Annotated in this window: 21 protein-coding genes and 1 other annotated feature; of the genes, 5 read left to right on the forward strand and 16 right to left on the reverse strand. The window is 31.9% G+C overall.

Features of this window, described 5'->3' with window-relative positions:
* Positions 1-876 precede the first annotated feature (876 nt).
* Positions 877-1,923: an ATP synthase beta subunit C-terminal domain-containing protein gene (locus B7R67_RS10875; RefSeq protein ID WP_088070315.1), complete on the reverse strand. Its 1,047-nt coding sequence runs from the start codon at positions 1,921-1,923 to the stop codon at positions 877-879.
* A gap of 221 nt (positions 1,924-2,144) precedes the next feature.
* On the opposite strand from B7R67_RS10875, the gene B7R67_RS10880 reads away from it, so the two are divergent.
* Positions 2,145-2,531: a transporter gene (locus tag B7R67_RS10880; protein WP_088070317.1), complete on the forward strand. Its 387-nt coding sequence runs from the start codon at positions 2,145-2,147 to the stop codon at positions 2,529-2,531.
* 82 nt (positions 2,532-2,613) lie between these two features.
* Here the strand turns inward: B7R67_RS10880 and B7R67_RS10885 are convergent, their stop codons facing one another.
* From B7R67_RS10885 to B7R67_RS10895, 3 genes are all read right to left on the reverse strand, one after another.
* Entirely contained in the window at positions 2,614-4,122 is a 1,509-nt protein-coding gene (locus B7R67_RS10885; protein ID WP_088070319.1) for a diguanylate cyclase, read from the reverse strand.
* Positions 4,123-4,165: 43 nt separating this feature from the next.
* Positions 4,166-4,702 carry a GNAT family N-acetyltransferase gene (locus B7R67_RS10890; protein ID WP_088070321.1) on the reverse strand — a complete coding sequence of 179 codons (537 nt, stop codon included), beginning with the start codon at positions 4,700-4,702 and terminating at the stop codon, positions 4,166-4,168.
* 110 nt (positions 4,703-4,812) lie between these two features.
* Positions 4,813-5,703 carry a DMT family transporter gene (locus tag B7R67_RS10895; protein ID WP_088070323.1) on the reverse strand — a complete coding sequence of 297 codons (891 nt, stop codon included), beginning with the start codon at positions 5,701-5,703 and terminating at the stop codon, positions 4,813-4,815.
* Positions 5,704-5,846: 143 nt separating this feature from the next.
* On the opposite strand from B7R67_RS10895, the gene B7R67_RS10900 reads away from it, so the two are divergent.
* Complete coding sequence (locus B7R67_RS10900) at positions 5,847-6,809, forward strand: ring-cleaving dioxygenase (protein WP_088070324.1); 963 nt, start codon at positions 5,847-5,849, stop codon at positions 6,807-6,809.
* Between the two features lie 82 nt (positions 6,810-6,891).
* Here B7R67_RS10900 and tsaA read toward each other — a convergent pair whose 3' ends face one another.
* On the reverse strand, positions 6,892-7,350 hold the full coding sequence (tsaA, locus tag B7R67_RS10905) for a tRNA (N6-threonylcarbamoyladenosine(37)-N6)-methyltransferase TrmO (RefSeq protein ID WP_088070326.1): 459 nt from the start codon (positions 7,348-7,350) through the stop codon (positions 6,892-6,894).
* Between the two features lie 529 nt (positions 7,351-7,879).
* On the opposite strand from tsaA, the gene B7R67_RS10910 reads away from it, so the two are divergent.
* Complete coding sequence (locus B7R67_RS10910) at positions 7,880-9,475, forward strand: peptide chain release factor 3 (RefSeq protein WP_088070328.1); 1,596 nt, start codon at positions 7,880-7,882, stop codon at positions 9,473-9,475.
* 99 nt (positions 9,476-9,574) lie between these two features.
* Here B7R67_RS10910 and B7R67_RS10915 read toward each other — a convergent pair whose 3' ends face one another.
* Complete coding sequence (locus B7R67_RS10915) at positions 9,575-9,952, reverse strand: cysteine-rich CWC family protein (protein ID WP_088070330.1); 378 nt, start codon at positions 9,950-9,952, stop codon at positions 9,575-9,577.
* A 367-nt stretch (positions 9,953-10,319) separates the two neighbouring features.
* Between B7R67_RS10915 and B7R67_RS10920 the strand changes: the two genes are divergently transcribed.
* Positions 10,320-10,700, forward strand: a complete 381-nt coding sequence (locus B7R67_RS10920; RefSeq protein ID WP_088070332.1) for an NUDIX hydrolase — start codon at positions 10,320-10,322, stop codon at positions 10,698-10,700.
* A 168-nt stretch (positions 10,701-10,868) separates the two neighbouring features.
* Here the strand turns inward: B7R67_RS10920 and B7R67_RS10925 are convergent, their stop codons facing one another.
* From B7R67_RS10925 to B7R67_RS10965, 9 genes are all read right to left on the reverse strand, one after another.
* Entirely contained in the window at positions 10,869-13,952 is a 3,084-nt protein-coding gene (locus B7R67_RS10925; protein ID WP_088070333.1) for an MMPL family transporter, read from the reverse strand.
* Between the two features lie 21 nt (positions 13,953-13,973).
* Positions 13,974-14,480: a MarR family winged helix-turn-helix transcriptional regulator gene (locus B7R67_RS10930; RefSeq protein ID WP_088070335.1), complete on the reverse strand. Its 507-nt coding sequence runs from the start codon at positions 14,478-14,480 to the stop codon at positions 13,974-13,976.
* An 847-nt stretch (positions 14,481-15,327) separates the two neighbouring features.
* Positions 15,328-16,239: a DMT family transporter gene (locus tag B7R67_RS10935; protein WP_088070337.1), complete on the reverse strand. Its 912-nt coding sequence runs from the start codon at positions 16,237-16,239 to the stop codon at positions 15,328-15,330.
* Entirely contained in the window at positions 16,240-16,806 is a 567-nt protein-coding gene (locus B7R67_RS10940; RefSeq protein ID WP_088070339.1) for a GNAT family N-acetyltransferase, read from the reverse strand.
* Positions 16,807-17,068: 262 nt separating this feature from the next.
* Positions 17,069-17,977, reverse strand: a complete 909-nt coding sequence (locus tag B7R67_RS10945) for an SH3 domain-containing protein (RefSeq protein ID WP_142289544.1) — start codon at positions 17,975-17,977, stop codon at positions 17,069-17,071.
* A 235-nt stretch (positions 17,978-18,212) separates the two neighbouring features.
* Complete coding sequence (locus B7R67_RS10950) at positions 18,213-19,691, reverse strand: DHA2 family efflux MFS transporter permease subunit (protein ID WP_088070342.1); 1,479 nt, start codon at positions 19,689-19,691, stop codon at positions 18,213-18,215.
* A 529-nt stretch (positions 19,692-20,220) separates the two neighbouring features.
* Positions 20,221-20,469 (reverse strand): DUF3243 domain-containing protein, encoded by a 249-nt coding sequence (locus B7R67_RS10955; protein ID WP_088070344.1) that lies wholly within the window; start codon positions 20,467-20,469, stop codon positions 20,221-20,223.
* Between the two features lie 280 nt (positions 20,470-20,749).
* On the reverse strand, positions 20,750-21,610 hold the full coding sequence (locus B7R67_RS10960) for a DegV family protein (RefSeq protein ID WP_088070346.1): 861 nt from the start codon (positions 21,608-21,610) through the stop codon (positions 20,750-20,752).
* A gap of 163 nt (positions 21,611-21,773) precedes the next feature.
* Positions 21,774-22,421: a DUF6944 family repetitive protein gene (locus tag B7R67_RS10965; RefSeq protein ID WP_088070348.1), complete on the reverse strand. Its 648-nt coding sequence runs from the start codon at positions 22,419-22,421 to the stop codon at positions 21,774-21,776.
* A gap of 106 nt (positions 22,422-22,527) precedes the next feature.
* Positions 22,528-22,790: a binding site (T-box leader), on the forward strand.
* 84 nt (positions 22,791-22,874) lie between these two features.
* Here B7R67_RS10965 and lysS point away from each other — a divergent pair.
* Positions 22,875-24,443 (forward strand): lysine--tRNA ligase, encoded by a 1,569-nt coding sequence (gene lysS, locus B7R67_RS10970; protein WP_088070350.1) that lies wholly within the window; start codon positions 22,875-22,877, stop codon positions 24,441-24,443.
* A gap of 46 nt (positions 24,444-24,489) precedes the next feature.
* Here lysS and B7R67_RS22300 read toward each other — a convergent pair whose 3' ends face one another.
* Entirely contained in the window at positions 24,490-24,642 is a 153-nt protein-coding gene (locus B7R67_RS22300; protein ID WP_167374910.1) for a hypothetical protein, read from the reverse strand.
* Positions 24,643-24,705 lie beyond the last annotated feature (63 nt).

The raw sequence follows: 24,705 nt of genomic DNA on the forward strand, positions 1-24,705 counted from the left end.
ACTACAGGGTTCTCGCTTTCTTAAGAACAGGAACAAGGAAAAGTAGGATCCAGGAAAAGATTTTAAAGAATTTTATTAAATTCCTTTCCCTGCTCTTCCTGCACTTAACTTGTCTCAGCCTTCCCGCATCTCCCATAGGAGTCGAGCTCCCTTTCGTTCCAATCAATTTATTCTTCAATTAAAGTATTCTTTCAAAAACAATTTAAAAATTCTTTACAGTAAACAAATTAGTTTAAACGACAATTGCTCTAAACAGATTATCATTTATATTCATTAATTGATCATCAAAAATGACTTAATGACCTTTTATATATAAATAGTATTGTTTTCAGAGTGTAAAAACAGAACTTTGTCAGTAAATTATAAACATTTATCGCTGATAATTAAGCTTTGTGATGTTGATTTCAACTACAGGGTTCTCGCTTTCTTAAGAACAGGAACAAGGAAAAGTAGGATCCAGGAAAAGATTTTAAAGAATTTTATTAAATTCCTTTCCCTGCTCTTCCTGCACTTAACTTGTCTCAGCCTTCCCGCATCTCCCATAGGAGTCGAGCTCCCTTTCGTTCCAATCAATTTATTCTTCAATTAAAGTATTCTTTAATAAACAATTTAAATAGCCTTTACTTAGAAAACGTAAAAAGTATTGCTTTCAAAGTGTTGAAACAGAACTATGTCATTAATTATAATTATAATTATTTATCACTGATAATTAAGTTTTATGACCTTGATTTCCACTACAGGGTTCTTGCTTTTTTAAGAACAGGAACAAGGAAAGGCAGGATCAGGAAAAGATTTTAAAGAATTTTATTAAATTCCTTTCCCTGCTTTTTCTGCTTTTTCTGCTCTTCCTGCCCTTCCTTCCTGCCTTCCCTGCTCTTAACTTATCGTTCCAATAAAATTCATTTTTTCAACTTCGATCGAATCATAGACACCGTCTATGAGTTTACGTACATCTTGTAAAGTGTTTTGTAAAAGAACTGAAGCTCCTTTTGTACCGGTAAATTCTTCTGCTACGAAGAATGGTTGAGTTAAATATGCTTCTAATAGTTCTCCTCGTTTATATGTTAGTTTCTCATTTTCAGGTAATGAATCAATACCATGTACTGCTACTAGTGATCTTAATTCACGATATCTTCGAAGTAATTTTTGAGCTGATTTTTGTACTAAATTGTGGGTTTGATCTTGATGATTATCTTCTAATACTGTAGACGTTGAATAGATCGGATTAATAGCGGGATATTTATGTCGGAATGCCAAGTCTGCATCAAATTGCCATAAAGTTTCCAAAGGACCATATGGAAAATCCTCATCTACTGCTTCACCTTTTAAGTCGACTAAGAATGTTGTAACGCTTTCAATTCCTATATCTGCTAATTTTTGTTGAAGACGATTAATTTCACCTGTAATGACATGTGAACGATCCGCTGCAAATGCGATATCAGTTGTTTTTCCGACTTTTGCAATTGCCTCGTAAACTTCATCGATTGAATGACAAACTAGTTTCACATCAGACAAAATATCATCAATTTCTGGATGTTCACCTTCAGGTTTTAAAACAATCGTAAAGTATGATTCATTATTTAATTTATAAAGCATTTCTGCCAGGACCACTAATTGCCCCATCCCTGGTCTTGCAACTAAACCAACAGTACCACCTTTTACTAATGGAGCAAATAAATCAATTGTCTTAATTCCAGTTTCAATCATTTCGATCTTCTCCCCTCTTATAATCAGTTCATCTAAAGTACATTCTGCTAATGTTGCTAATGCAACTAAAGTTCTAACTTCAGAGCGACCGATTGGAATTTTACCTGTACATAAATTTGAAACAGTTGCTGGTCGAAGCCCTACAGATTTAGCAGTACTTGTTAAATTTGGTACTCTACGGCGTAACAATGAAACATTTAAGCGTAAATTTTCCATATTTCTCCTCCTTTAAGTCTAATTTATTCGAATTCACAGAAAAATGCAACTGTTTTTTACTCTTAAAAGTATTTTTTTTACGTTATAGAGTAAAAATGTATGTTTTTAGAAAAGCATTCTAGTTCTCAAATTTAAATTCTTGGATATTTGACTATCCGCCCAAACAAAAAAAATTTTATTTTCATACTTTAATAATGATTAAATGGAAAGGAGTTGAAAAAATGTACTTTTACCCAGATTATAGAACTTTTCCTGGTTTCCCAGGACAGCCAGGTCAACCAGGCGGATTTCCGGGTCAACCGGGTGGATTTCCAGGGCAACCAGGTGGATTTCCCGGAACTGGTGGAACAACTCAAGGTCAACCTACTTCTCCACCACCTTCATTCACTCCGACATTATCACAAGCTACACCATTTGCAGTAGATCCAGGTGCAATCGCTGGTTGTCGATTTAGAAATACTTATGTATGGTTGAATAATGGAGAATCATTTTGGTTTTTCCCAACATTTGTTGGTAGAACTTCAGTTGCAGGATTTAGATGGGTTGGCTTTAGATGGGTTTTCTTTGGAATCGATACAAGACGGATTAGGTCATTTACGTGTTTCTAAAAACTATTATTACCTAAAAAAAAGCCTTGTGATTTCATATCACAAGGCTTTTGAATGTTCTCAAACACTTAAGTTTATATACCTAACTCTTTAATAATTCTAATTGGTTTTGACTAAATAGATTAACTTGATTCCGTCCATTTGATTTTGCAGAATAAAGAGATTTATCCGCATAATCAATAGCATCCTTTGGATCAACTAACTCAGTTGGAATTAGTGATACGATTCCAATACTAACACTTACAAATGGTACAGCATTTGCATTTAGATTAGGAATCTTCAAATCTAAAATATCTCTCCTTATTCTTTCAGCAATTACTTTGGCTTCATTTTCATTTGTATTTGATAGTATACCAATGAACTCTTCGCCACCGTATCTTGCAGAGAAATCCACATCACGAAGTAAATTCACAGAAATAATATTAGCTACTTGTTGTAGGCATTTGTCCCCTTTTAAATGCCCGTAAGTATCATTGAATTCTTTAAAAGAATCAATATCAATAAGCATAATTGAAATCGATGTTTTATTGACTAATGCCTCATCCCATTTCATTTGAAAAACTTCATCAAAATATCTTCTGTTCGCAATTCCAGTTAAACCATCTGTAATTGATAGTTTATGCAATAAGTGATTTGCTTGTTTTAATTTTCTTTCAGCTTCCTTTTGTTCAGAAATATCTCTAAAAACAACCATTGTTGCTAATTGTCCTTCATAGATTACTTTAGATCCGGAGAAAGCTAAATCAATCTTTAGACCGTCTAAACGAATATATCTACTTTCTTTTTGCTCTTGCTTTTGTTCACCATTAATAAATTGGTAATACCGTCCATAAGATTCCTCTAGTGTTGTAGGATCAATTAGGTCAAATACATATAAACCTATTAATTCTGATATTGAATTAGCCCCTAGTAAATTAGCTGCTTTTTTATTTGCTAGTTTGATATACCCATTAATTTGAACAAATATTCCATCCGGAGACGTCTCAATTAACGTCCGATATCTTTCTTCACTTTCCTTTAAAGCAAGTTTTATTTGCTCACTTTTCTCTAAAAAATGAATAAATGAACTGATGATAAAACCACCAAATAAAATTGCTGACTCATATAGCGGCATGATCGGATAAAGCGGATGAGAAAATTTAATTGAATGATAGATAGTAAAATAACTGGTTAATATAACTAAAAATGAGATCATTGTGATCCATTTCATCCAATATTGTTTAACCCAACCACTTAGTAATCCACTAACAATTGAACTAATCGAAATCGTTACACAAGCATAAATTGAGCCAATATTAACACCATAATAGGAAAATCGGAATACAATCAGCATGAAACCTGTAATAATTGTAGCCCTAATCCCACCAAAATAAGCAGCTGATAAAATAGCAAGTTGTCTGAAATCTAAGATGTTATGTTCATAAATATGCACTCCAAAAAATATTAAGATAATCCCAAGGATTCCATGGATTACCCCAACTAGGATTGAAAATTTGTTTTGAAATCTTCGTTTTAAAATAAATTGGATTCGATTAAAACCAAATAAGAAAAATATTAGTAACGAAAAATTAAGAAATAAATCTTTAATCATATATACACCTTTGTTTATTTTAGCATCAGCTTTATCTTTTTAACTAGTTTAAAAACAAGCCCATAGATAAAGTATTATAGTATCTACCATCTATATAAGTATCTTCTTTCATCCTACCTTCAATTTCAAAACCTAAATTTTTATATAATTGAATTGCTTTATGATTATCTTCATTTGTAACTAATTGAATTTTTCTAGTTACTTCATTTCGTTTAGCCCAGTCAATTAAAGATTCCATCATTAATTTTCCAAGACTTAATCCCCAATATTCTTTTTTGATGACAATTCCTAATGTTCCTACATGTTTTGTACGTTCTTTTTGACTCGAATTGATTGATGCGATGCTAATTATTTGATTATTTACTGTACCTAATAAAATAATCGAATTGTTTTCATGAAATGTAGAATCTAAATAGACTTGATATTCTTCAACATCTCTTTTAAATTCATTTCCACCAAAAGATAAAAAATTCGTTTCTCCACCTACAATATTGTAAAAATCAATGATAGATTTTGCATCATTTTTGGTAGCTTCACGTACATTTATGACTTCTCCGTTTTTTAATTTAAAATCAAACATCGGATTACTGACTCCTTTACACATTAAAAAGAGCTGCAAAAGCAGCCCATCATGTTCAATATTTTTTATTTTCTACTCTAATTATCTAGCTTTATTTTATCATATTACTTTTAAAAATCCATTTTATTCTCTACGACCTTATTCCTTTCACTTGCAATAACAACTAAAAATGCTCCGGATAAAACAATAGTTCCACCTATTATTTGAAGGAAATTCATATTTTCATGGAAAAGAATTGTCGAAAATACAATTGTCACAACCGGTTCAATCATACTTAAAATCGATCCCTTTGTCGGACCAATCAATTTAACCCCAGCAAAAAATGCTCCCATTGATATTACGCTCGATATAATTGAAATGCCAAGGATAGATAACCAACCAATGAAATGAAAATGTATATGTATCGTTTTTGTCGATAATCCAACAATAAAGAATGAAATAGCTGCAAATAAAGAAATATAGGCACTCGTTACGACTGGTGGAACTTGTAATGAGATTCTCCCTCCAACTATTATGTAAATTGAATAGATTACTGCTGCTGCTAATGCTAATAAAATTCCGAGTAAATTTAAGTTTTCTGATGGAGCTCCTAATACACAGATAATTCCGATTAATGAAATGATAATTGATAGAAGTAAAATTTTTGTTAATTGTTCTTTGTTTACGATAAATGATAAGATTGCTACAAACACAGGGTATAAATATAAAATTAAAGCAGCTAGAGAAGCTGGTATGTATTTTACTGAACTAAAATAGAAACTTGACTGTAACATGTATAGTACCCCACCAAGAAGGACAAATAAAAATAGTTGATTCTTAGTAATTGAAATTAATTTTTTATTTAAAACTAAGTAGCTAAAAAAAAGAATTGTTGCAAATGAAAATCGTAAGAATAATAATGTATTTACACTTACATTTTGATCATAGGCATAAAGTGCAAAAATTGGCATTAATCCAAAGGCAGTTGCCGATATTAAAATTAATAAATATCCAAAGTACACTGTCTTAGCCCCCTTATCTTACTTATTTATGAGAATATTTAGATTAATCAAAGTTTATCATAAAATCAATTGTAATTCCCTATGTATTTTACTGTTCGATTTGGATTTAAAATAATCATGATAAATGAATTGGAGTGATGAAAATGGAATTATTAGGTATTCATCATGTTTCACTACTTACTGGGAAAGCCGAAAGGAATTATGAATTTTATACTAAAGTTTTAGGTATGAGACTTGTTAAAAAAACTGTTAATCAGGATAATACTTCTAGTTATCATTTATTTTATGGTGATGCAAAAGCGAACCCTGGGACAGAAATAACGTTTTTCGATATTCCAAGTTTAGGAAATACATATCCTGGCCATTCAAGTATTTCATCAACATCCCTGCGAGTGGCTACGACAGATTCACTAAATTATTGGAAAGAACGATTTATAAAAAATGGAATTGAGCATGAAGAGATTGTAAAAAGAGCAAATCGAGATACGCTTGCATTTCAAGATTATGAGGGGACAAGACTAATTTTAGTCGCTGATAATAAAGAGAAAGGTGTTCCCGCAGGAGAGCCTTGGGATCAAACTGATATCCCCCTTCCACATTGTATCATTGGATTAGGTCCAGTTACTTTAACAGTAAAAGATCCATTACCTACAAGTAAAACGTTAACAGATGTATTAGGTTTTCGACACATCGGATCGTATCCTTCTACTAGTGGAGAGTTTACAAATATTGAAGTTTATCAAACTGGATTAGGTGGTGCTGGAGCTGAGGTGCATTTGGAAGTTAGGCCAGATTCACCAAGAGAGAGACCCGGACGTGGTAGCGTACATCATGTTGCATTTCGAGTTCCTACAGTTGAAGAGTATAACAAATGGGCAGATAAACTTAATTCACTTGGGATTTCAAATTCAGGTAAAATAGATCGCTACTATTTTAAAGCACTTTATTTTAGAGAACCCAATCACATCTTGTTTGAATTATCAACCGATACTCCTGGATTTGATGTTGATGAGCAAATGGAAACTTTAGGAGAACGATTAGCATTGCCACCATTTTTAGAGCCTAAAAGAGCTGAGATTGAAGCAAGCTTAAGACCTTTAAAATAATGAATTGATTAGAATTTGTCAAAAAGAAAGACATCAGAACCAACTGATGTCTTTTGTAATTGAAAGATTTGACTATCCCTTCTCACCAATATTTATCCATCAATGACTTTGACCATTCTGCTTGTTTGACTTCACCTTTAGGTAAAAACTCTTTCATAATTGGTTTTATATCAATTATTGGTGTGCCATCGATTGCATCTAGCCCTTTAACAGTTAGAATACGACCACTGTGTTTCAAAAGCTCTACAGAAGTTAATCCTAATTTATTTGGTCTATTTTTTCCTCTTTGCGCAAATATTCCAACTTTCGGATAATTCATATTGTTTCTTGGATGTCTTGCATTGTATTGTATCATTTCATCAGTAACTTTATTAAAGTAAAAAATAATCTCTAAATGAGAAAAATCACTAATTCCACTTAATGCCTCTTCATTCATTTCTTCTACTAATTCAATTTCAGAGATAATTGAACCCCAATTATCATCTATGATTTCTTTTCTTGTATTTCGAACAAAAGCAACCGGATTAATTGTAAATGGCATAGACTATTCTCCTGACAAATTGTTTTTACCATTATTATACAGAATTTTAAAAAATCTAGTAAACTGGAATTAGCGTTTCTTTTTTTACTTTGCCCCTAATCTTCTAACTATTGATATACCTTTCATCGAACTCATTATTTTACCTCTAATTCATTTTTGCTGTAAGTAAATTTTTTCAATGGAAAGTTGGTTATTTTCAGCATTTTCTTTCCATCCAGCTGTGAATGATTCATCAAGCATACTATTTCAAGACTCTGATAAACTTATATAGTAGATATTAATTTTACATTCTTGTTATTCAGCCTTTCAAATCGAATCGTTCCTAATTTCAATAGATCAACATCTAGTGTGTCAATCTCATTACAAATGTACATATATCTACTTAAAATCAACTTTTTAGAATCGATCTGTCAGCTTTGTCTATAACTTTCTTACTAGATGTTTCATCACGCGCTAAATTCTTGTATAATAGGTAGGATGTAAAAATATTGATATATATATATTTGTTTTAGAAAGGACTTTATAATAGATGGCAAATAAAGAATTATTAACACAAGTTGCTAAACGCCGTATTTTTGGGATCATTTCTCACCCGGATGCAGGTAAAACAACTTTAACTGAAAAATTACTTCTTCATGGTGGAGCAATTCGTGAAGCTGGAACTGTAAAAGCTCAAAAAAATTCAAAATATGCAAAATCTGACTGGATGGAAATTGAGAAACAACGTGGAATATCAGTAACATCATCAGTTATGCAATTTGAATATGATGAAAAAATGGTATCAATCATGGATACGCCTGGTCATAATGATTTTGGTGAGGATACATATCGTGTACTTACTTCTGTTGATTCTGCAGTCATGGTAATTGATGCTGCAAAAGGTATCGAAACACAAACGAAGAAATTGTTCCAAGTTTGTCGTATGCGTGGTATTCCGATTTTTACATTTATGAATAAATTAGATCGTCAAGCGAAAGACCCATTAGAATTAATGGAAGAATTAGAGGAAGTTCTTGGAATGCCTTCAGTTGCAGTAACATGGCCAATCGGTAGTGGTATGCAGTTTGAAGGAGTTTATGATCGTTTAGAAAACGAAGTTCATCTTTTTAGAAAAGACGAAGTCATTAAGCTTGGTAAAGATGGCGTACACGGCCCTGAATTAGAAGCTCATTTAGAACCATCTAATTTAGAAAACTTACGTGATGAAGTTGATCTTTTAGAAGGTGCTGGGAATGAATTTGACATCGAGTTAGTACAATCTGGTGAACTTACACCTGTATTTTTTGGAACTGCTTTAGTTGATTTTGGTGTAACACCATTTTTAAATCATTTCCTAGACATGTCACCTGCTCCAGGACCTCGAAAAACAATCAATGGTGAAGTGAACCCGACTGATGAAACTTTTAGTGGATTTATTTTCAAGATTCAAGCAAATATGAATCCTGCCCATCGCGATCGTATTGCATTTTTACGAATTTGTTCAGGCGTATTTGAACGAGGTATGAACGTAATGCTTTCTCGTACAGGAAAGCAAATTAAATTAAGTCAATCAACGCAATTAATGGCGAATGATCGTGAAACAATCGATAAAGCTTATGCTGGTGACGTAATTGGTATTTATGATTCTGGTACTTATCAAATTGGGGATACGATTACATCTGGTAAACAAAAACTCTTTTTTGAGCCATTACCAACATTCCCACCAGAGTTATTCTTACGCGTTAGCCCAGTTAACTCACTAAAATCAAAGCACTTCCACAAAGGTGTTGAGCAGTTAGCTCAAGAAGGTGCAATTCAAGTTTATAAAAATGAATTCAATGAGGTTATTTTAGGTGCTGTTGGTCAGCTTCAGTTTGAAGTTTTTGAATATCGTTTAAAAAATGAATATGGATCTGATATCCGTAAAGACCATGTTGATTTCAATTTAGCTCGATGGGTTAAAACAGATGATGTTAAAGGACTGAAGAAATACCAGGACATGAGAAATATGCTTGTATTTGACCGTTTCGAACGACCACTTTTCTTATTTGCGAATGAATTTACATTTAATCGTTTTAAAGAACGTCATGAGGAATTAGAATTAGTGGAAGCACTTGATGTAAATAATGAAATTCAAGTCGATTAATAAAGAAGGAATTAGGCGGTAAGATAAATTACCGCCTTTTTTATATGAATTTAAAGTGGTTTTAAGCTCAAATAATAAAAGGAAAATTGAAAATTCTTATCAACATCCCCTATTCTGATTACGTTCTTCTGTGCATCTTATGTAATTAGCACATTTTTCTTTGAAACACTTAGTAACAGTTCCTGGTTTAAGTTGATCTTTAAACTTTTCATAACAGTAACATACTTCATCGTCTTGTTTAGGTGCATTCTTTCGACTAAAGACTATTGGTCCAATATCAGAAGGTTTTATATCCTCTATTCTATTATCTTCTTTGTACTTATCTAAACACGACTTACATATACAAGATTTTCTTACCTCTTCTGGTGGTATCTGATTAAATATGTCTCTTGGAAAATACTCATCATTACACCAACAAGTCTTCCCACTTGAGCACTTATTCTCATTTCCACACATGGGACAGAGCTTAATTGCCATTAAATCCCCTCCTCAATAATCTGGTTAACAAATTACGATCTCTGTATGATGATCCATATCGCTTCTTAGCGAAACTCCTATAAACTGAAAACGATTAAAATCTAAGGTAAAAGTATAAAAGCTCCCAATTAATATGAGAGCTGACAATACAAAGAACATTCGAAACGCTCACACCTTACCTAGTCATAGCGTTAATAAGTTTCCTAAACTTCCTTCTCCATGTATAAGTCAACGTTAAGTGTCCACAGGAGAAAGGCTAGCTACATCTTTCATTTTAATTTTATCATAAAATTGGTAATATTTAACTAACGATTTAATGAGATAAGCAAGCCCTTGTATTGTTATTTTACTATGGAGGTGCACAAATTTGATATCACAAGCTCTTATTCTACAAAAAAAACAAATTCTTATGGTTAAACAATTTGTCCAAAGAGGAGATATTGTTTGGAACTTTCCAGGTGGTGGTATAGAAGAAAATGAAACGCCAGAAGATGCTTGTATTAGAGAAGTCAAAGAAGAAACTGGATTTGATGTAGAAATAAAAAGTTTACTTTTAAAAACGTCCAACAAGTTTACATTTATTGCGAAGATAATTGGAGGAGAATTATCTCTTGATTTAAAAAATGAAGCAAATAGCGATCTAATTGAGGTTGCCTGGATTTCGATTGATGAAACAGAAAAGTTTGATCAAATCACAGCACCACTATTAAAAATGATCCAGAAAGACAATATAGTTATTAATTCATAAATTAAAAGATTGTAAAAGTGCTTAGTTACTTTTCATAATTTAAAGTAAAAAAATGCCGACTCTCTTTTTAAGTCGGCATTTCAGTGTGTAGATAAAGTCCTATTTATTTGATTTTCAGACTGTTGACTCTCTTTTTAATTCGGCATTTTTTGATTTTCAATGATGACATTAAATTACATGTTTTTCTGAACGAATGTCATTTAGGTTTTTTCTTGAGAAAATCTTAGATAGTTTATTTGGCATAGCAATTAACGCTGGTAAAAAGATTGGTAGTAAGATAAAACAAAGTACGACTAATCCTGTTATAACAGCAATAGCTAATTCAAACAATAATAGGATACCAGATGGCATAAGTGTAGCAAAAGTACCACCTAGTATAATAACGGCTGATATAATGACTCCACCTGTATGCTTAGAAGCTAAAACAATTGCTTCTGTAGGAGTCAGATGATTATATTCCTTAAATCGCATCATAAGAAATATACTATAATCTACTCCTAAAGCTACGATTATGATGAAAGAGAAGAATGGAACAAATGAAGATATTCCTTCATACCCTAACAAATCGATGAAAATATAATTTATCATAAACATAGCTGAATAGTATGCACCTAATAGAGATGCAGTAATAAAAATTGGTGTCCAGAATGATCTTATGACTAAGAATAAGACAAGTAAAACACCGATAATAACAATCGTAGTTGTTTTATTCAAATCACTGCTTAAAATATGGTTCATATCATTTGTTGTAGCACTTGGTCCCGACACACCAAACTTTGCATGTGAAAGATTCGTACCTTTTAACCCACTCGAAACAGTTGAATGTAGTTTATTTATCGTATTTAAAGCTTCCTTAGAATAAGGATCATTTTTAAGAACAATTGTTAGTTTTGTAATTTTGCGATCTTTTGACATGAATACGTCTAATGATTTTTCAAAGTTTTTGTCTGCTAAAGCCTCTTTTGGAATAAAGAACGTTTTATTTGAGCCAAATTGTGTTAAGAAATCATTTGTCTTACCTAATCCATCAGAAATGACTTTTAAGCCCCCATTTACATCAGAAAGCTTTTGTCCAAAAGTACTAAAACCATTCATACCAGAAACGAGTTGTTGTTGACCTGATTTCATTTGGCCTAGACCTTCTGTTACCTTATCCATATTCGTTACAATTTTACCTATTCCTGATGATGCATCACTTAGGCCGCTTTCAAGTTTATTTAAACCTACCGCCATTTGGGATAAGCCTTTACTCATACTAGAAAGATTTTTATTTGCAGTAGCAAACCCAGTTGTTACCGCATTGTAATTAGCATTTAATGCTTTTATACCTTCAGGTGTAATTTGATTTAACGATGCCGCAGTCTGATCAATTGTTTGCTTCAGCGCTTGATAATTTGCGTCATTATTTGAATTAGTATAACTATTCCCTAATGCAGTCGCCATTGATTGCATCTGTGCGATCGCACCTTTAATACTGAGTAAAGCTTGCGCTGTTTCTTGGTAATGACCTCCCATTTCTTTGTATCCGGCTTGCATTTTATTATAATTAGTTGTTAGCAATGAAAAGCCATTACTCATCTGCGTAAGATTTGCTTCAATTGTCGATAGCCCGTTGCTAATTGTTTGTGAATGACTAGCCCCATCATCAATCCCTGCTTGAATTTGTTTTAATCCATTCGATAAAGCTACTACTCCATTTTGAAGTCTTTCTGTGCCATCAACCATTTGATTGACTTTCGAAAAATCTGCAGATCCAAGCTTATCTTGAGCTAAACTCAAACCATCATGGATTTGATCAACTCCATCTTGTGTTTTTGAGATGCCATCTGTTACGCTTCCCATTTGGTTATCAACGTAAAAACTATCTATCTTTTTACCTTCTGGTTGTGTTACAGATGAAATTTGTTTAACCCCCTTAATATTCTTTAATCTTTCAGTTAAATTATCAATTACTGCAAGGGATTGATTATTGTCGAGTGCTTTATTATTTTCAATTACTACAGTAGAAGGCATTGCCTGACCTTTTCCAAAATGCTCTGAGACTAAATTAAAGCCTTTAGATGAAGGATATTTATTTCCAAGTTCACCAATCGTATCAAAGTTTAGTTTTTCCTGATGTAAGTACACCATTGGACCTACTATTAAAAGTATAACGATGATTGTTATAAAAGGTCTCTTTATAGCAAATGAGGATGATTCCCCCCAAAACTTATTCTCCTTATGACCTGCTACATTTTTAGATGGCCAGAAAAGCTTTTTACCTAAAACCTTCATTATGAACGGTGTTAGCGTCAAAATTTCAAGTAATAGGATCGTTACCCCGATTACTACTACAACTCCAGATTTATAAATTGGAGATTCTGCAAAAACTAATGCAAGGAAAGCAATAAATACCGTTAGTATACTATAAGCGATTGTTTTACCTGCCGTTTTGTAAGTATTTATGATCGACTCATCGATTGAATGACCAAGTGAAAGTTCCTCCCTAAAACGATTGAATAAGAGGATATTATAATCAGTTCCGATCCCAAATAGAATTAGTATAAGTAGCATTTGCGTAAGACTTGTAATTGGGAATCCAGCTTTATCGATTAATTGTGCGGCAATCCCCATTGAACAAAGATAAGAAAATGCTACTGCTAATAATGAAACAAATGGCGTTACAACTGACCTAAATGCTATTATTAGCACGACTAAAATAAAAATGACAGTTAATGCTGCACTCTTCTCGACACCTGCTTGTGAAGCCTTCAAATAATCATTATTTATAAAATCTTCCCCACTAAAATAATAGTTAACAGCTACTTTAGTAAGTTTACTTTCAATTTGATTTTTAATATCGTCAATTTCTCTAGATCTCTTATCAAGCTTATAACTCACCATTAGTGTCGTTCCGTCTTTTGAGATTAATGAACTTTTTGCACTAGGTATACTAAAAGGGTCAATGATGTCTGCAATGCCAAGTTCTGAACTGCTCTTTTTAATTTCTTGTACAGCATCACCTATTTTCTCCATTTCGGTACTTGAAATTTTATTTTTATCGTAAAAAACGATAATGTTATTCGTACCTTTAGAAGTATCCATTTTTTTTAAAATGTTATCAGCAATTACTGAAGGCGAGTTGCTATTTGCTCCTTGCTGTCCTTTATTTCGAAGGATCGCATTAATATCAGGCTGAAAAACTGTAAGTAATATTGTTGCAATCAGCCAGATTGAAAAGATCGCCCAACGGCCTTTTATGATATTTTTCACATAATCCCCTCCCTGTCATTTTTATTTTTTTCTGCAGTCTTCATTAGAAAAGTATAAAACATCAAAGAATTCATAATTATCCATTCCATCTGTCTCCATCTTTTCTTTAACAGCTGAAACTAATAATCGCATTCCTTTTTCCACAATTTCTTGCTCATTTTCATTTAATAGACCTAATACACCAATTAATGAGTTATTAGCAATTTCTGAAATACTAATATTTATTTCTTCTGCTACTTTGTCAGGGAGAGAAATCTCAACATAACGTTTATCCTTAGCACTTGGTGTTTTTAATAAAAGTCCTTTACTAGTAAGTCTTTCTACAATATCTGAAACTGTACTTTGCGTCATTTTAAGGTTTTTTGACAATTGCTTAATACTCATTGTCTTATGTGCAAATACTTCTGCAATTACTCTTGCTTGTGGTATTGTAACCCCATGTTCCTCTGCATGTTTTTGAAGACTTTTCATAAAATAACGTTGTAAAAAATCAATCGATTCGCGAATATATTCAGCTCTTTCCAGCATTTTTTATCCCTCCTTAAAACTACATCGTACAAGATACATCTTATACGATATATCTTATAAGATATATCATATTGCTATCCATTTTAGTTGTCAATTTAAAACACAGTTAGATTATTATTAGACTTTCATTTTAATAAAATTATTAATAACTTTAGCTTTGATAAAAAAGAAGGTTGATTTCCGTTACAGGATGCTCGCTTTCTTAAGAGCAGGAACAAGGAAATGCAGGATAAAGGAAAAGATATAAAAAGCTTTAGAGAATTTTATTGATTTCCTCTATATAATCCTTGTCCTTTATGTTTTCCTGCCTTTCCTGCTCTTAATTGGTCTCACCCTTCTCGCTACTCCCATAGGAGTCTCGCACCTTCCACTCCAATCAATTTCTTTTAATATTCTATACTTTAATTCTCAAAATCTTTTTTTGACTATGTGGTTTGTATACAATCCTATTAAGATGAACAATGCCAAAACTTTAACTTAGCTAAACAAAAAAAGGATCTTTTAAAAGATCCTTTTTTATATCTTACTTTATTGATATTAATAGGCAGTTTTCGATAATAATTGTTGATTGGAACAACTATTCCTTATTTTCATTCTTTAATATGTCTATTATGAACAAAACTGATTCTCCGTTCGAGTCGAATATGAGTGGCCACAAAATTACAAACGGTAATACAAGGAGTATAAAAAGATACTTCTACCAATAGTCCTTTCTAATGTTAATTAAATTTTAACGTAAATATAGGATGTCATTTAGCTCAAATTTCTTCTCTGAGACCCTATTCGCTAATGTCTTTTCTCCATGTAAGAGAACTCTTCACCTATTTCTAACCACTTATTTTAAAATTTATGCTTTTTTAGAATTGTATTGAAAAGTTGGTTCGTGTTTAGGTTCTTTTATCGATAAATAAACTGCAATCAGAATTAGGATACTGCCGATAAAAAATGAAGGATTAATTTCTTCGTTTAATAAAAAATAGCCAAAGATTGAACCAATTAATGGTTGTAAGAAGAAAAATAGTGAACCTGTAGCGGTATCAATGAATTCAAATCCTTTATTCCAAAGATAAAAAGCTCCCGCAGTTGAAATAGAACCTAAAAATAGAACACCCATCCAAATCCAACTGTTTGATGGCAAGTCAGTTAAATGGTTAGTTTGCTCAATTAAAGTAAACGGCAAAGTAAAAATGACACCAAATACTGTAGCCCAAGTTGTCACTGTTAATGAAGAATATTTTTTTGTCTGAACTTTACTCAAGACTGTATATAATGCCCATGTGATTGCAGCACCGACTAAAATGATATTTCCTATGTATGCACTACTATTTGAACTCCCACTTGGGAGTCCGATTACAACGATCACGCCAATAGTAGCTAAAATTATCGAGACGATTTTACGAAAATTTATCTTTTCTTTTAAAATTATAAATGCAAATAGTGAAATTAATGCAGGTGAAGCAGATGTTATTAATGAGCCCATTGCCGCTCCTGAAAGCTTTGTACCGACAAATTGTAGCCCTATTGAACCCGTATATCCTACTAAAGCAATGACTGCAATCGGAAATACATCCTTTTTATTAATCTTCCAGCTTCTTTTGAAATAACTAAAAATCCCTAAAGTAATTAACGCTAATATAAATCTCATTTCTAATAAAAGCCAAGGTGAAATATGATCTAAAACTACTTTACTTACAATATAGGTCATTCCCCAAATACTCGCGGCTAGTGACAAATAAATTGCACCTTTAAAAAAATTCATTTAATCCACGTCTCCTACTTTATTCCAATTCTTTTTTGACAGTTCAAAAACAACGTCAGTTACAAATCGGCCTTTAAAATAGGTGTTTTCTATTTTATTGACTTGCTGAAACCCTAATTTTTCTAATAATTTAATAGAAGCTACATTTTGCTCTACTGCAATTGCACATATTTTTTCTTTTTCTAATTTATTAAATAAATAATGAAACAAAGAATTCAATGCTTCATTTGCAAAACCTTTATTTTGAAACTTCGGTTCTAAAGTAAATCCAACTTCTACTTGATTCACAGGATTTAAAAGTGTATGTAAACCTATATCACCGATTAATTCTCCACTTAATTTATGTTCAATTGCAATTTGAGCCCAAGTTCCCGGAATATTTATTTCAGCAGATTTTTGTTTTTCGATAAAATTAATTGCTTGTTCATATGTGTAATCATCCCAACCTTGATATATTGCTACTTCAGGATTGGATCGATAGTTATAAAAGTTTGCAAGATCTTGCTCTTTAAATCTTCTAAGTCTTAATCGTTCTGTTTCTATCTCTATAAAATTATTTTTACTCATTTTACACCTCTTTTTAATGTCCTTCTTACATAAGTGTTCTTTCTATTATACTTTGAAATTTCGAAATAAACATACAATTCCCTTGTAAATGATAAAATAATGATTTTCACTAAATCGATCATATTATTTGGGGAAGTTCAAAGAATCAGAGGCTATCAGACTATAACTCTAAGATGAAAGAATTGAATGGAAGAATGGAGTAAAAAAAGCAAAAAAAAAAAAAAGAAAGAAAGACTTCAAAAAAATCTTTCCTTCTTTCTTATTAATATTGTGATAATTTATTAAATGGCGTTTGAATAATAATTGGCTTTTTCGAAGGGTCCAACCATTTAAGAATTGAAACTACATATGTTCTAGAAGTAGCCGTACAGCCAGCTGTATACCCAGAAGTACCTGCTATATGAAAGAATATTGCACTACCTTTCCCAGGTACTTTTGCTTCATTATAATTAATGACAAAACCATAATCATATAATGATCGATTCATATTTTCAGCACTTTTCCATCGACCATTATTTTGTGATGCTAATTGCCAAGTGTTATATAATTTACTGTTTGAATCGTCGACCCATACGTCATCTGAAGTAATTTTTCGATAGGTCAATTTCGTTCCCGGATTAGTATATCTTCCAAAAGCTGTAGTAATCGTATATTTCCCTTCTGGTGTTTCATAATCACCTTCATGCTTATTACTAATCATACCATTTTTGCCAATTACTCCTGAATATGTATGTAGCTTCTTCCAACCTGTAGCACTTTTTTCAAATGTTTCAATTAGAACATTTCGCGTACTCTCATTATCAGCTGATACGATAATTAATTGCTTTGAAGTACCTAGCGTCTTCATTTTGTTAACAGTAGCTACAGAAACAGTATTTGGAGATTTTTTTATGTATGAACTTGAAACCCATCCACTCTTCGTCCCACTTGTTATTTTAAACCAATTTCCACTTGTTCCTGTGATTGTAACAGAATTACCCTTTTTCAGTGTTCCAACAATTTTATAGCTAGTGCCAGGACCACTTCTCATATTTAATACTGTAGCCGTTACTGTACCATTAATTGTTGCAGCCTCGACAGTTTTAATTGTATTTGGGGTACTGTTTTCATAAAACAAACCTCCCGTTAAAATCGAAAGTGCCAAAGTTGTTTTACAAATACTTCTTATCATTTAATCAGCTCCATTGTCTAGTAAATCTATTATGATAAGCTTTTATTATACAAAACTAATCTTACATTTTAAGTACATTTTTATTACAAATTCTAATTTTTTTTTAATATTTCAGATAAAAAGCAGGAGGCCCCCCTTTATCCTGACTTACCTTGTTCCTGCTCTTAACGATTTGTCAGTTTCATTTTTCACAAAAAAAAAACAGAAGCGTAACAATCAGCTTCTGTTTTCTATCTTAATGTCCTGCCATCATTGATGATTTTGACTCGTCAAGTTCTGCTTGAGACATTTGATTTTGATCCTTATTTACTGGCTTTCGTAAAATGATTGCCAATAATGCACCCGCTAAAGCAATACCTGCGGCTAATAAGAAAGTATCACCAAATGCAGAAATCATTGCATCTAGTGGATTCTTTGCTTTTGCCATATAATCCTTTGTGCTAGAAGTTAAAAATCCAGCCATACCAGCTACTGCAAATGAAACCATAACTTGTTGTGCTGCAGCTGTTAAAGGAGTTACACGACTTACTAAATGTCTTGGTGCAGATTGTAATACATGTGTATTAATTGGCATCATTGATAATCCCATACCAGCACCCATCATAGCAAGTGTAAGCATAATAAATGTATTTGATGAATCAACTGAAATAGTTGAGAAAATGTAAAGTGCCGATGTTATGATTGTTAAACCAACTAATGCCATTGGTCTAGCGCCAACTTTATCATACATTTTACCACCTATAGGCATCATTAATGCCGATGCTAATGCTTGAGGTAACATAATTAAACCTGTTTCAAATGCACCATATTGCTTAACTGTTTGTAAAAATAGTGGAACAATTAAGAATGAACCAAATAACGCAATTTGCATAATCCATGTAATTAAAATACTTCTAATAAAATCAGTTGATTTAAATACTCTTAATTCCAATAATGGTTGTTTTTGGCGAAGCTCAACAAAAATGAATAGTAATAACGCTACTCCACCAACAATTAATCCAGTTAAAGTTTGTTTAGAAGTCCAACTTGTTGAACTTTGACTTACCCCATAAGCTAACATTGAAAAAGCGATTGGAGCAATAATAATGCCAAGTCCATCTAGAGCAGGAACTGACTTTGTTTCAAAATTTGGTAAAAATTTAGCCCCAATAAATAAAGCAATAATACCGATTGGTAAATTAATTAAGAAAATCCAGTGCCATGTAGAATACTCAACGAACCAACCTGAAATGACTGGCCCTAACGCAGGCGCTAATAACATTGGTATTCCAAGCATTCCCATAATCGAGCCGATTTTTTCAGGAGGTGCTAATCGGAAGATAATTGCCATACCGATTGGAGCAACCATACCTCCACCTAAACCTTGGATGATACGAAAAATAATTAATTGATTAGGTGTTTGTGCAACTGAACATAGTATTGACCCAATCGTAAAAAATAAAATCGTTAGTAAGAAAATTCGTTTTGCACCGAATCGATCTGACATCCATCCAGCAAGTGGAATAACTGCTGATAATGCTAGTGTATAACCAGTAATCGTCCACTGCATTTTTGTTAAATCAGATTTAAAATATTCAGTAATACCAGGTAAAGCTACGTTAACAACGGTACTATCTAAAATAACCATGATCATTCCGACGATTACTGCCATCATAGGACCTATAATCGTCTTTACACTAAAAGGCTTTTCCGCCGTATCGTGCTGACTATTCATAAACTAACCCCATTTCCTATTTTGTACTTCTTTATTGAAATTCGTTCAAATTTACAAACAAATAAAAGTGCGAAAAACTAAAAGGTGATGAATGTGTAAAATGAACAGAAAGTCTATCATACAAAAAAATAATTAAATTGTAAATAATAATTGTCCTTTAAATATAAACAGTATCTATACCAAGTACAGTATATGCGATAAAACTATTTGATTCAAGTTTAATTTTTTTTGTAATCCTTTTCCTTAAAAGAAAGGTTCTGTTAAAAAAGAATGTTGATGATTTCCGTTCCAGGATGCCATTAAGAGCAGGAACAAGGAAGGGCAAAGATATTAAAAGACTTTAGAAAATTTTATTGATCCTATATTCTTTTCCTGCCTTCCCTGCTCTTCCTGCTCTTAACCCCTTCCACTCCAATCAATGTCTTTAATGTGTTTTGTAAAATATCAACAATTAACATTAACAGAGCCAAAAGAAAAAATAACCCTTATGATTTTATTCATAGGGTTATTTTCGCATGACAATTTTTAATTATTTATTTTTTACATATTTCATCATTAGATGAGCAATTGTATGTTGCTCTTGCTCATCAGCTACATTCCAAAGATCTTTTAAGATTTGTTCTTCTGCATTTTTTGGTTCAACTTCATTTGCTAAATAGTTACCTAAGCGATATGCCATTTCAGAAATAGCACCTTCTCCAACACCCTTTTCATCTGTTGCATCTAAACGATCTCCTAAGAAATCTTTCCATTGATCCCAGTTATCTAAAATTGACATCGATTTCACCTCATAAAGTATATTGTTGAAGATTACATAAATACTATTTCCTTCTTTAAATGAAATTATGTATAAATTATTATCCGGGTAATATTTCCAGAAAATTAAAACAACAAATAAAGTAAACTCGTACATTGGTGAGCCTTTAGGCGAAGACAAAGGCTTAACTGAAAATATACTTAATACCTAAAAGTCTCTACACCGTTGCCATTTTATACTTTCTTAATGTACAAAAAAAAGCTAACTTCATCTATTCGATAAAATCAGCCTAAATTTAACTTTATTTGTTTTCATTCATAAAAAATATTGCTAATGTACCAGGACCAGCATGTGCACCAATTGCTGATCCAATTGAATTAATGACAAATTCTTTACAGCCAAATGCCTCTGTCATTGCATTTCTTATTTCAATTGCTTTATTTAAATCGTCGCCATGTGAAATACCGATTATTTGATTTGATAAATTTGTTCCACGAGATTCCATAATTTCAAGCATTCTTTTTACTACTTTTTTTGATCCTCTAACTTTTTCAAGTGGTACTAATTTGCCTTCTTCAACGTGTAGGTTCGGTTTAATATTTAATAAATTCCCAACAAGTCCTGCAACTTTACTTAATCGTCCACCGCGCACTAAATACTGTAAATCGTCTACAGTAAAAATGTGTTCAATCGTTTGGATACTATTTTCTATACTATGAATTATTTCATCTTTCGTTGCACCACTTAAAGCAAGTTTTGCAGCATTCACTGCTATTAACCCTTGTCCAATCGAAGCGCTTTTTGTATCAAAGATTTCTAAATCAACATTAGGATACTCCTCACCAATTTCATTTTTCACCATCGTTGTTGATTGATATGTACCTGAAAGTTCAGATGAAAATGCAATATAAATACAAGTTGTATTTTCTTTTGCGTATTTTATAAAAGTATTGTATATATGCTCATATGAAGGGAGAGAAGTTTTGAACACTTTACCATTACGCATTTCATTAAATAAAGTTTTTGAATCTAAAGTTTCTCCGTCAAAATATTCCTTTTCATCTTCTGAATATACCCTAAGAGGTATGACATCAATTTTGTATTGTTCTATGATTTCTTTTGGCAAGTCTGCCGCACTATCCGTTATTATTTTAACATTCATCATTCTTACCTCAGTTTCAAAAATTAATTTTATTAAAATATTTTCTCATAAAAAAACGAAACAGAAAATAATATATTCTTAATTTCTTACTATTATTTAATAATTAGCTAATTCAAAACAATATACCTTCTTTTTTTTGTATTCTTCACAAAAAGTTAAAAAATTAAAATTCAACTGTTTTATTAGGATAATAGCCGTATCGATATTCATTATGATTTTTCATTTCTTCTTCTCTGATCCTATTCCTAAGTGAGTATATTATGAGTATTGAACCGAATACTTGAACCCAACTACCAAATAGTAAAAGCTGTTCACCTAAATTAACTTTTTCATTTAGTAGTGCAACATTACCTATTCCATCAATTAAAGCACCTAATCCAATTAATTCATTTCCATATGCTTCTATTTTTGCTAATTGTGTACCTCCTTCTAACGCGCCAGTAGTTTCGACTTGAGCACCAATTGCTTGGATTACACTTCCAATTGCATTTAATTTATGTCCCTCTTCTTCCAAACCTTGTATTTCTAAATTTGTTGCAATCGTATTTGTAATATTTCCCGCTGCTTGAGTCCAAGCACCAAACATGATTGTTAATTCAACCTCTTCTTTATCCTTGTAATATAACTTTTCTCGTCCAATTGCCTGAAGAGAGTTACCAAATGCTTCGATTGCATTACCCTTAGCGAATAAATCCCTCCCAAAATTTTCACTTACAATTTTTTTACTCGACACACCAACAGCAGAAGTTAAAGTGCCAAACAATAAAAAATAAGCACCAATTAATACGATATCATCTCCTGGCTCGCTCACATTGACACCCCCTTTTAAAAAAATTTAATCCATTTTATTCAATTTTAAATTTCATTGACAATTAATACTCTTTTAATTAATATAATAACAATTAATATTTCGAATTTTAAAAGCGATGAAGAGAAAAGTAATAAAGATGAATTATATACAGAGAGCTCCAGTTAGCTGAAAAGGAGTAATAATACACTTTATGAAAAAAGACTTGGAGCTTCGTATGGAACTAAAGGTTATTCCTTTAGGGATGGTACGACGGGATCTCCCGTTACAGAGATAAGGTATAAGCTTTTAGCCGTACCTGATAAGGTTGATATGGTAACATATTAACAAACTGAGGTGGTACCACGAAGTCAACAAACTCTCGTCCTCAAGATGAATAATCTTGGGGGTGAGAGTTTTTTTATTTATTAAACATTTAAACTTAACGATTTAACTAATAATTAGAGGTGATAACACATGCATTGGGCATATAAAATTGCAAATGAAATTATTGAAAAGTATCCGAACAAAGAAGTATATGTTTGTGCTTCTGGTATAAGTCCATCTGGATCTGTTCATATTGGAAACTTTCGAGAAGTGATTACAACTTATTTTGTCGTTAAAGCATTAAACAAATTAGGTAAAAAAACGAAATTTATTTTTTCATGGGATGATTTTGATCGATTAAGAAAAGTACCCAAAAATATTAATTCTTCATTTGAAGAGTATATTGGTAGATCCTATTCCAATATTCCAGACCCTCATGGATGTCACGCTTCATATGCCGAACACTTTGAAAAAGAATTTGAAACATCCTTATCCAAATTCGGAATTGAAATCGAGTTTATTTATCAGAGCAAGGAATACACTTCAGGAAGATACAATCATGAAATACTATATGCGCTTGAGAAAAGAAATGAGATTTATGATATTTTAATGAAGTTTAAAACGAGTGCACCAAATAGTAATGAACGAAATGAATTTTATCCAATTACGGTATATTGTGAAGCTTGCCAGAAAGATCATACAATGATTACTCATTTTAACAGTGAGAACAAAAGTCTACAATATCGTTGCAACTGCGGTTTCGCAAATCAATTATTTGTCCTAACGGCTAAAAATATAAAATTAAATTGGAAAATAGATTGGGCAATGCGATGGATGAAAGAAGATGTTGTTTTTGAACCTGGAGGAAGAGATCATTCTTCTGAAACAGGTAGTTACAATGTTTCAAAAGAAATTGCAAAAGAGATTTTTAATTTCGAAGCTCCACGCTATGCTCCATATGAATTTATTGGTATTAAAGGTCAAAATCAAAAAATGTCTAGTTCTTCAGGTAATATCATTACACCTTCCGAGTTATTGAATATCTATTTACCTGAAATCATTCTTTTTATGTTTGCTAAATACAACCCTACCGCTTCGTTTAACATTGGTTTAGATGAAGATGTTATTAAAAACTATTCTGAATTCGAAAGATATTATTCTAATTATAAAAATAAAACTTTAAATGATTCTACAATAAAAGATTCATTAGAACTTGCTGATCATCGTAAAAGGAATGTTGACTATCCAAAATTTAATCATGTTGCTAGTATTTTACCACTCGTAAATTTCAAGCTTGATCTATTACATGAAGTTTTTACTAAAAATGGAGAATCTTACTCTTTTAACGAGATTCAAAAAATAAGTGACCTTGCTGAGTATTGGATAAAAAATTATTATCCACAAAGAAATAGAATGATAAATCAACATCAGGCCACTGATTATTACAGCACTTTAACAACACAACAAAAAGATTGGTTGAAAACACTTTGTAATCTTATTCAAACAACTGGAGATCAAGATCTAAACAATCTAATGAAACAAATTTACTCAATTTGTTTTGATGAAGATAAAAAAATAATGAAATCAAATCAAAAACAACTTTTCACAATGATTTATCAGCTTGTGTTAAACGAACCAAGTGGCCCACCTATTCCATTATTATTTCAAGTCATTAATACAAAACAGCTACTTTCTTTATTAGATTTCACTATTTGTTAAAAATGAAGAAGGAACTCATATTTCGGAGTTCCTTCTTCACTGTAATTTATTGAATTCGATTTTTAAATGCTTCTTCCGTTACGATATAATCCTCTTCACGATCTTCATGTTTTCGGTCTTCTGGAGCTACTAATGTACCTTTAGGATGTGTTGGCTCATGCCCTTTTTTCTTATGATTAAAGCTTTTACCTCTTGCCATCTAAAATCCTCCTTATTCAAATCATCATTAATACTATTCGTCATTAAAGTTTAACTTATTGAT

It is taken from the genome of Gottfriedia luciferensis, from assembly GCF_002156865.1.
Taxonomy (GTDB): Bacteria; Bacillota; Bacilli; order Bacillales; family Bacillaceae_G; genus Gottfriedia; species Gottfriedia luciferensis.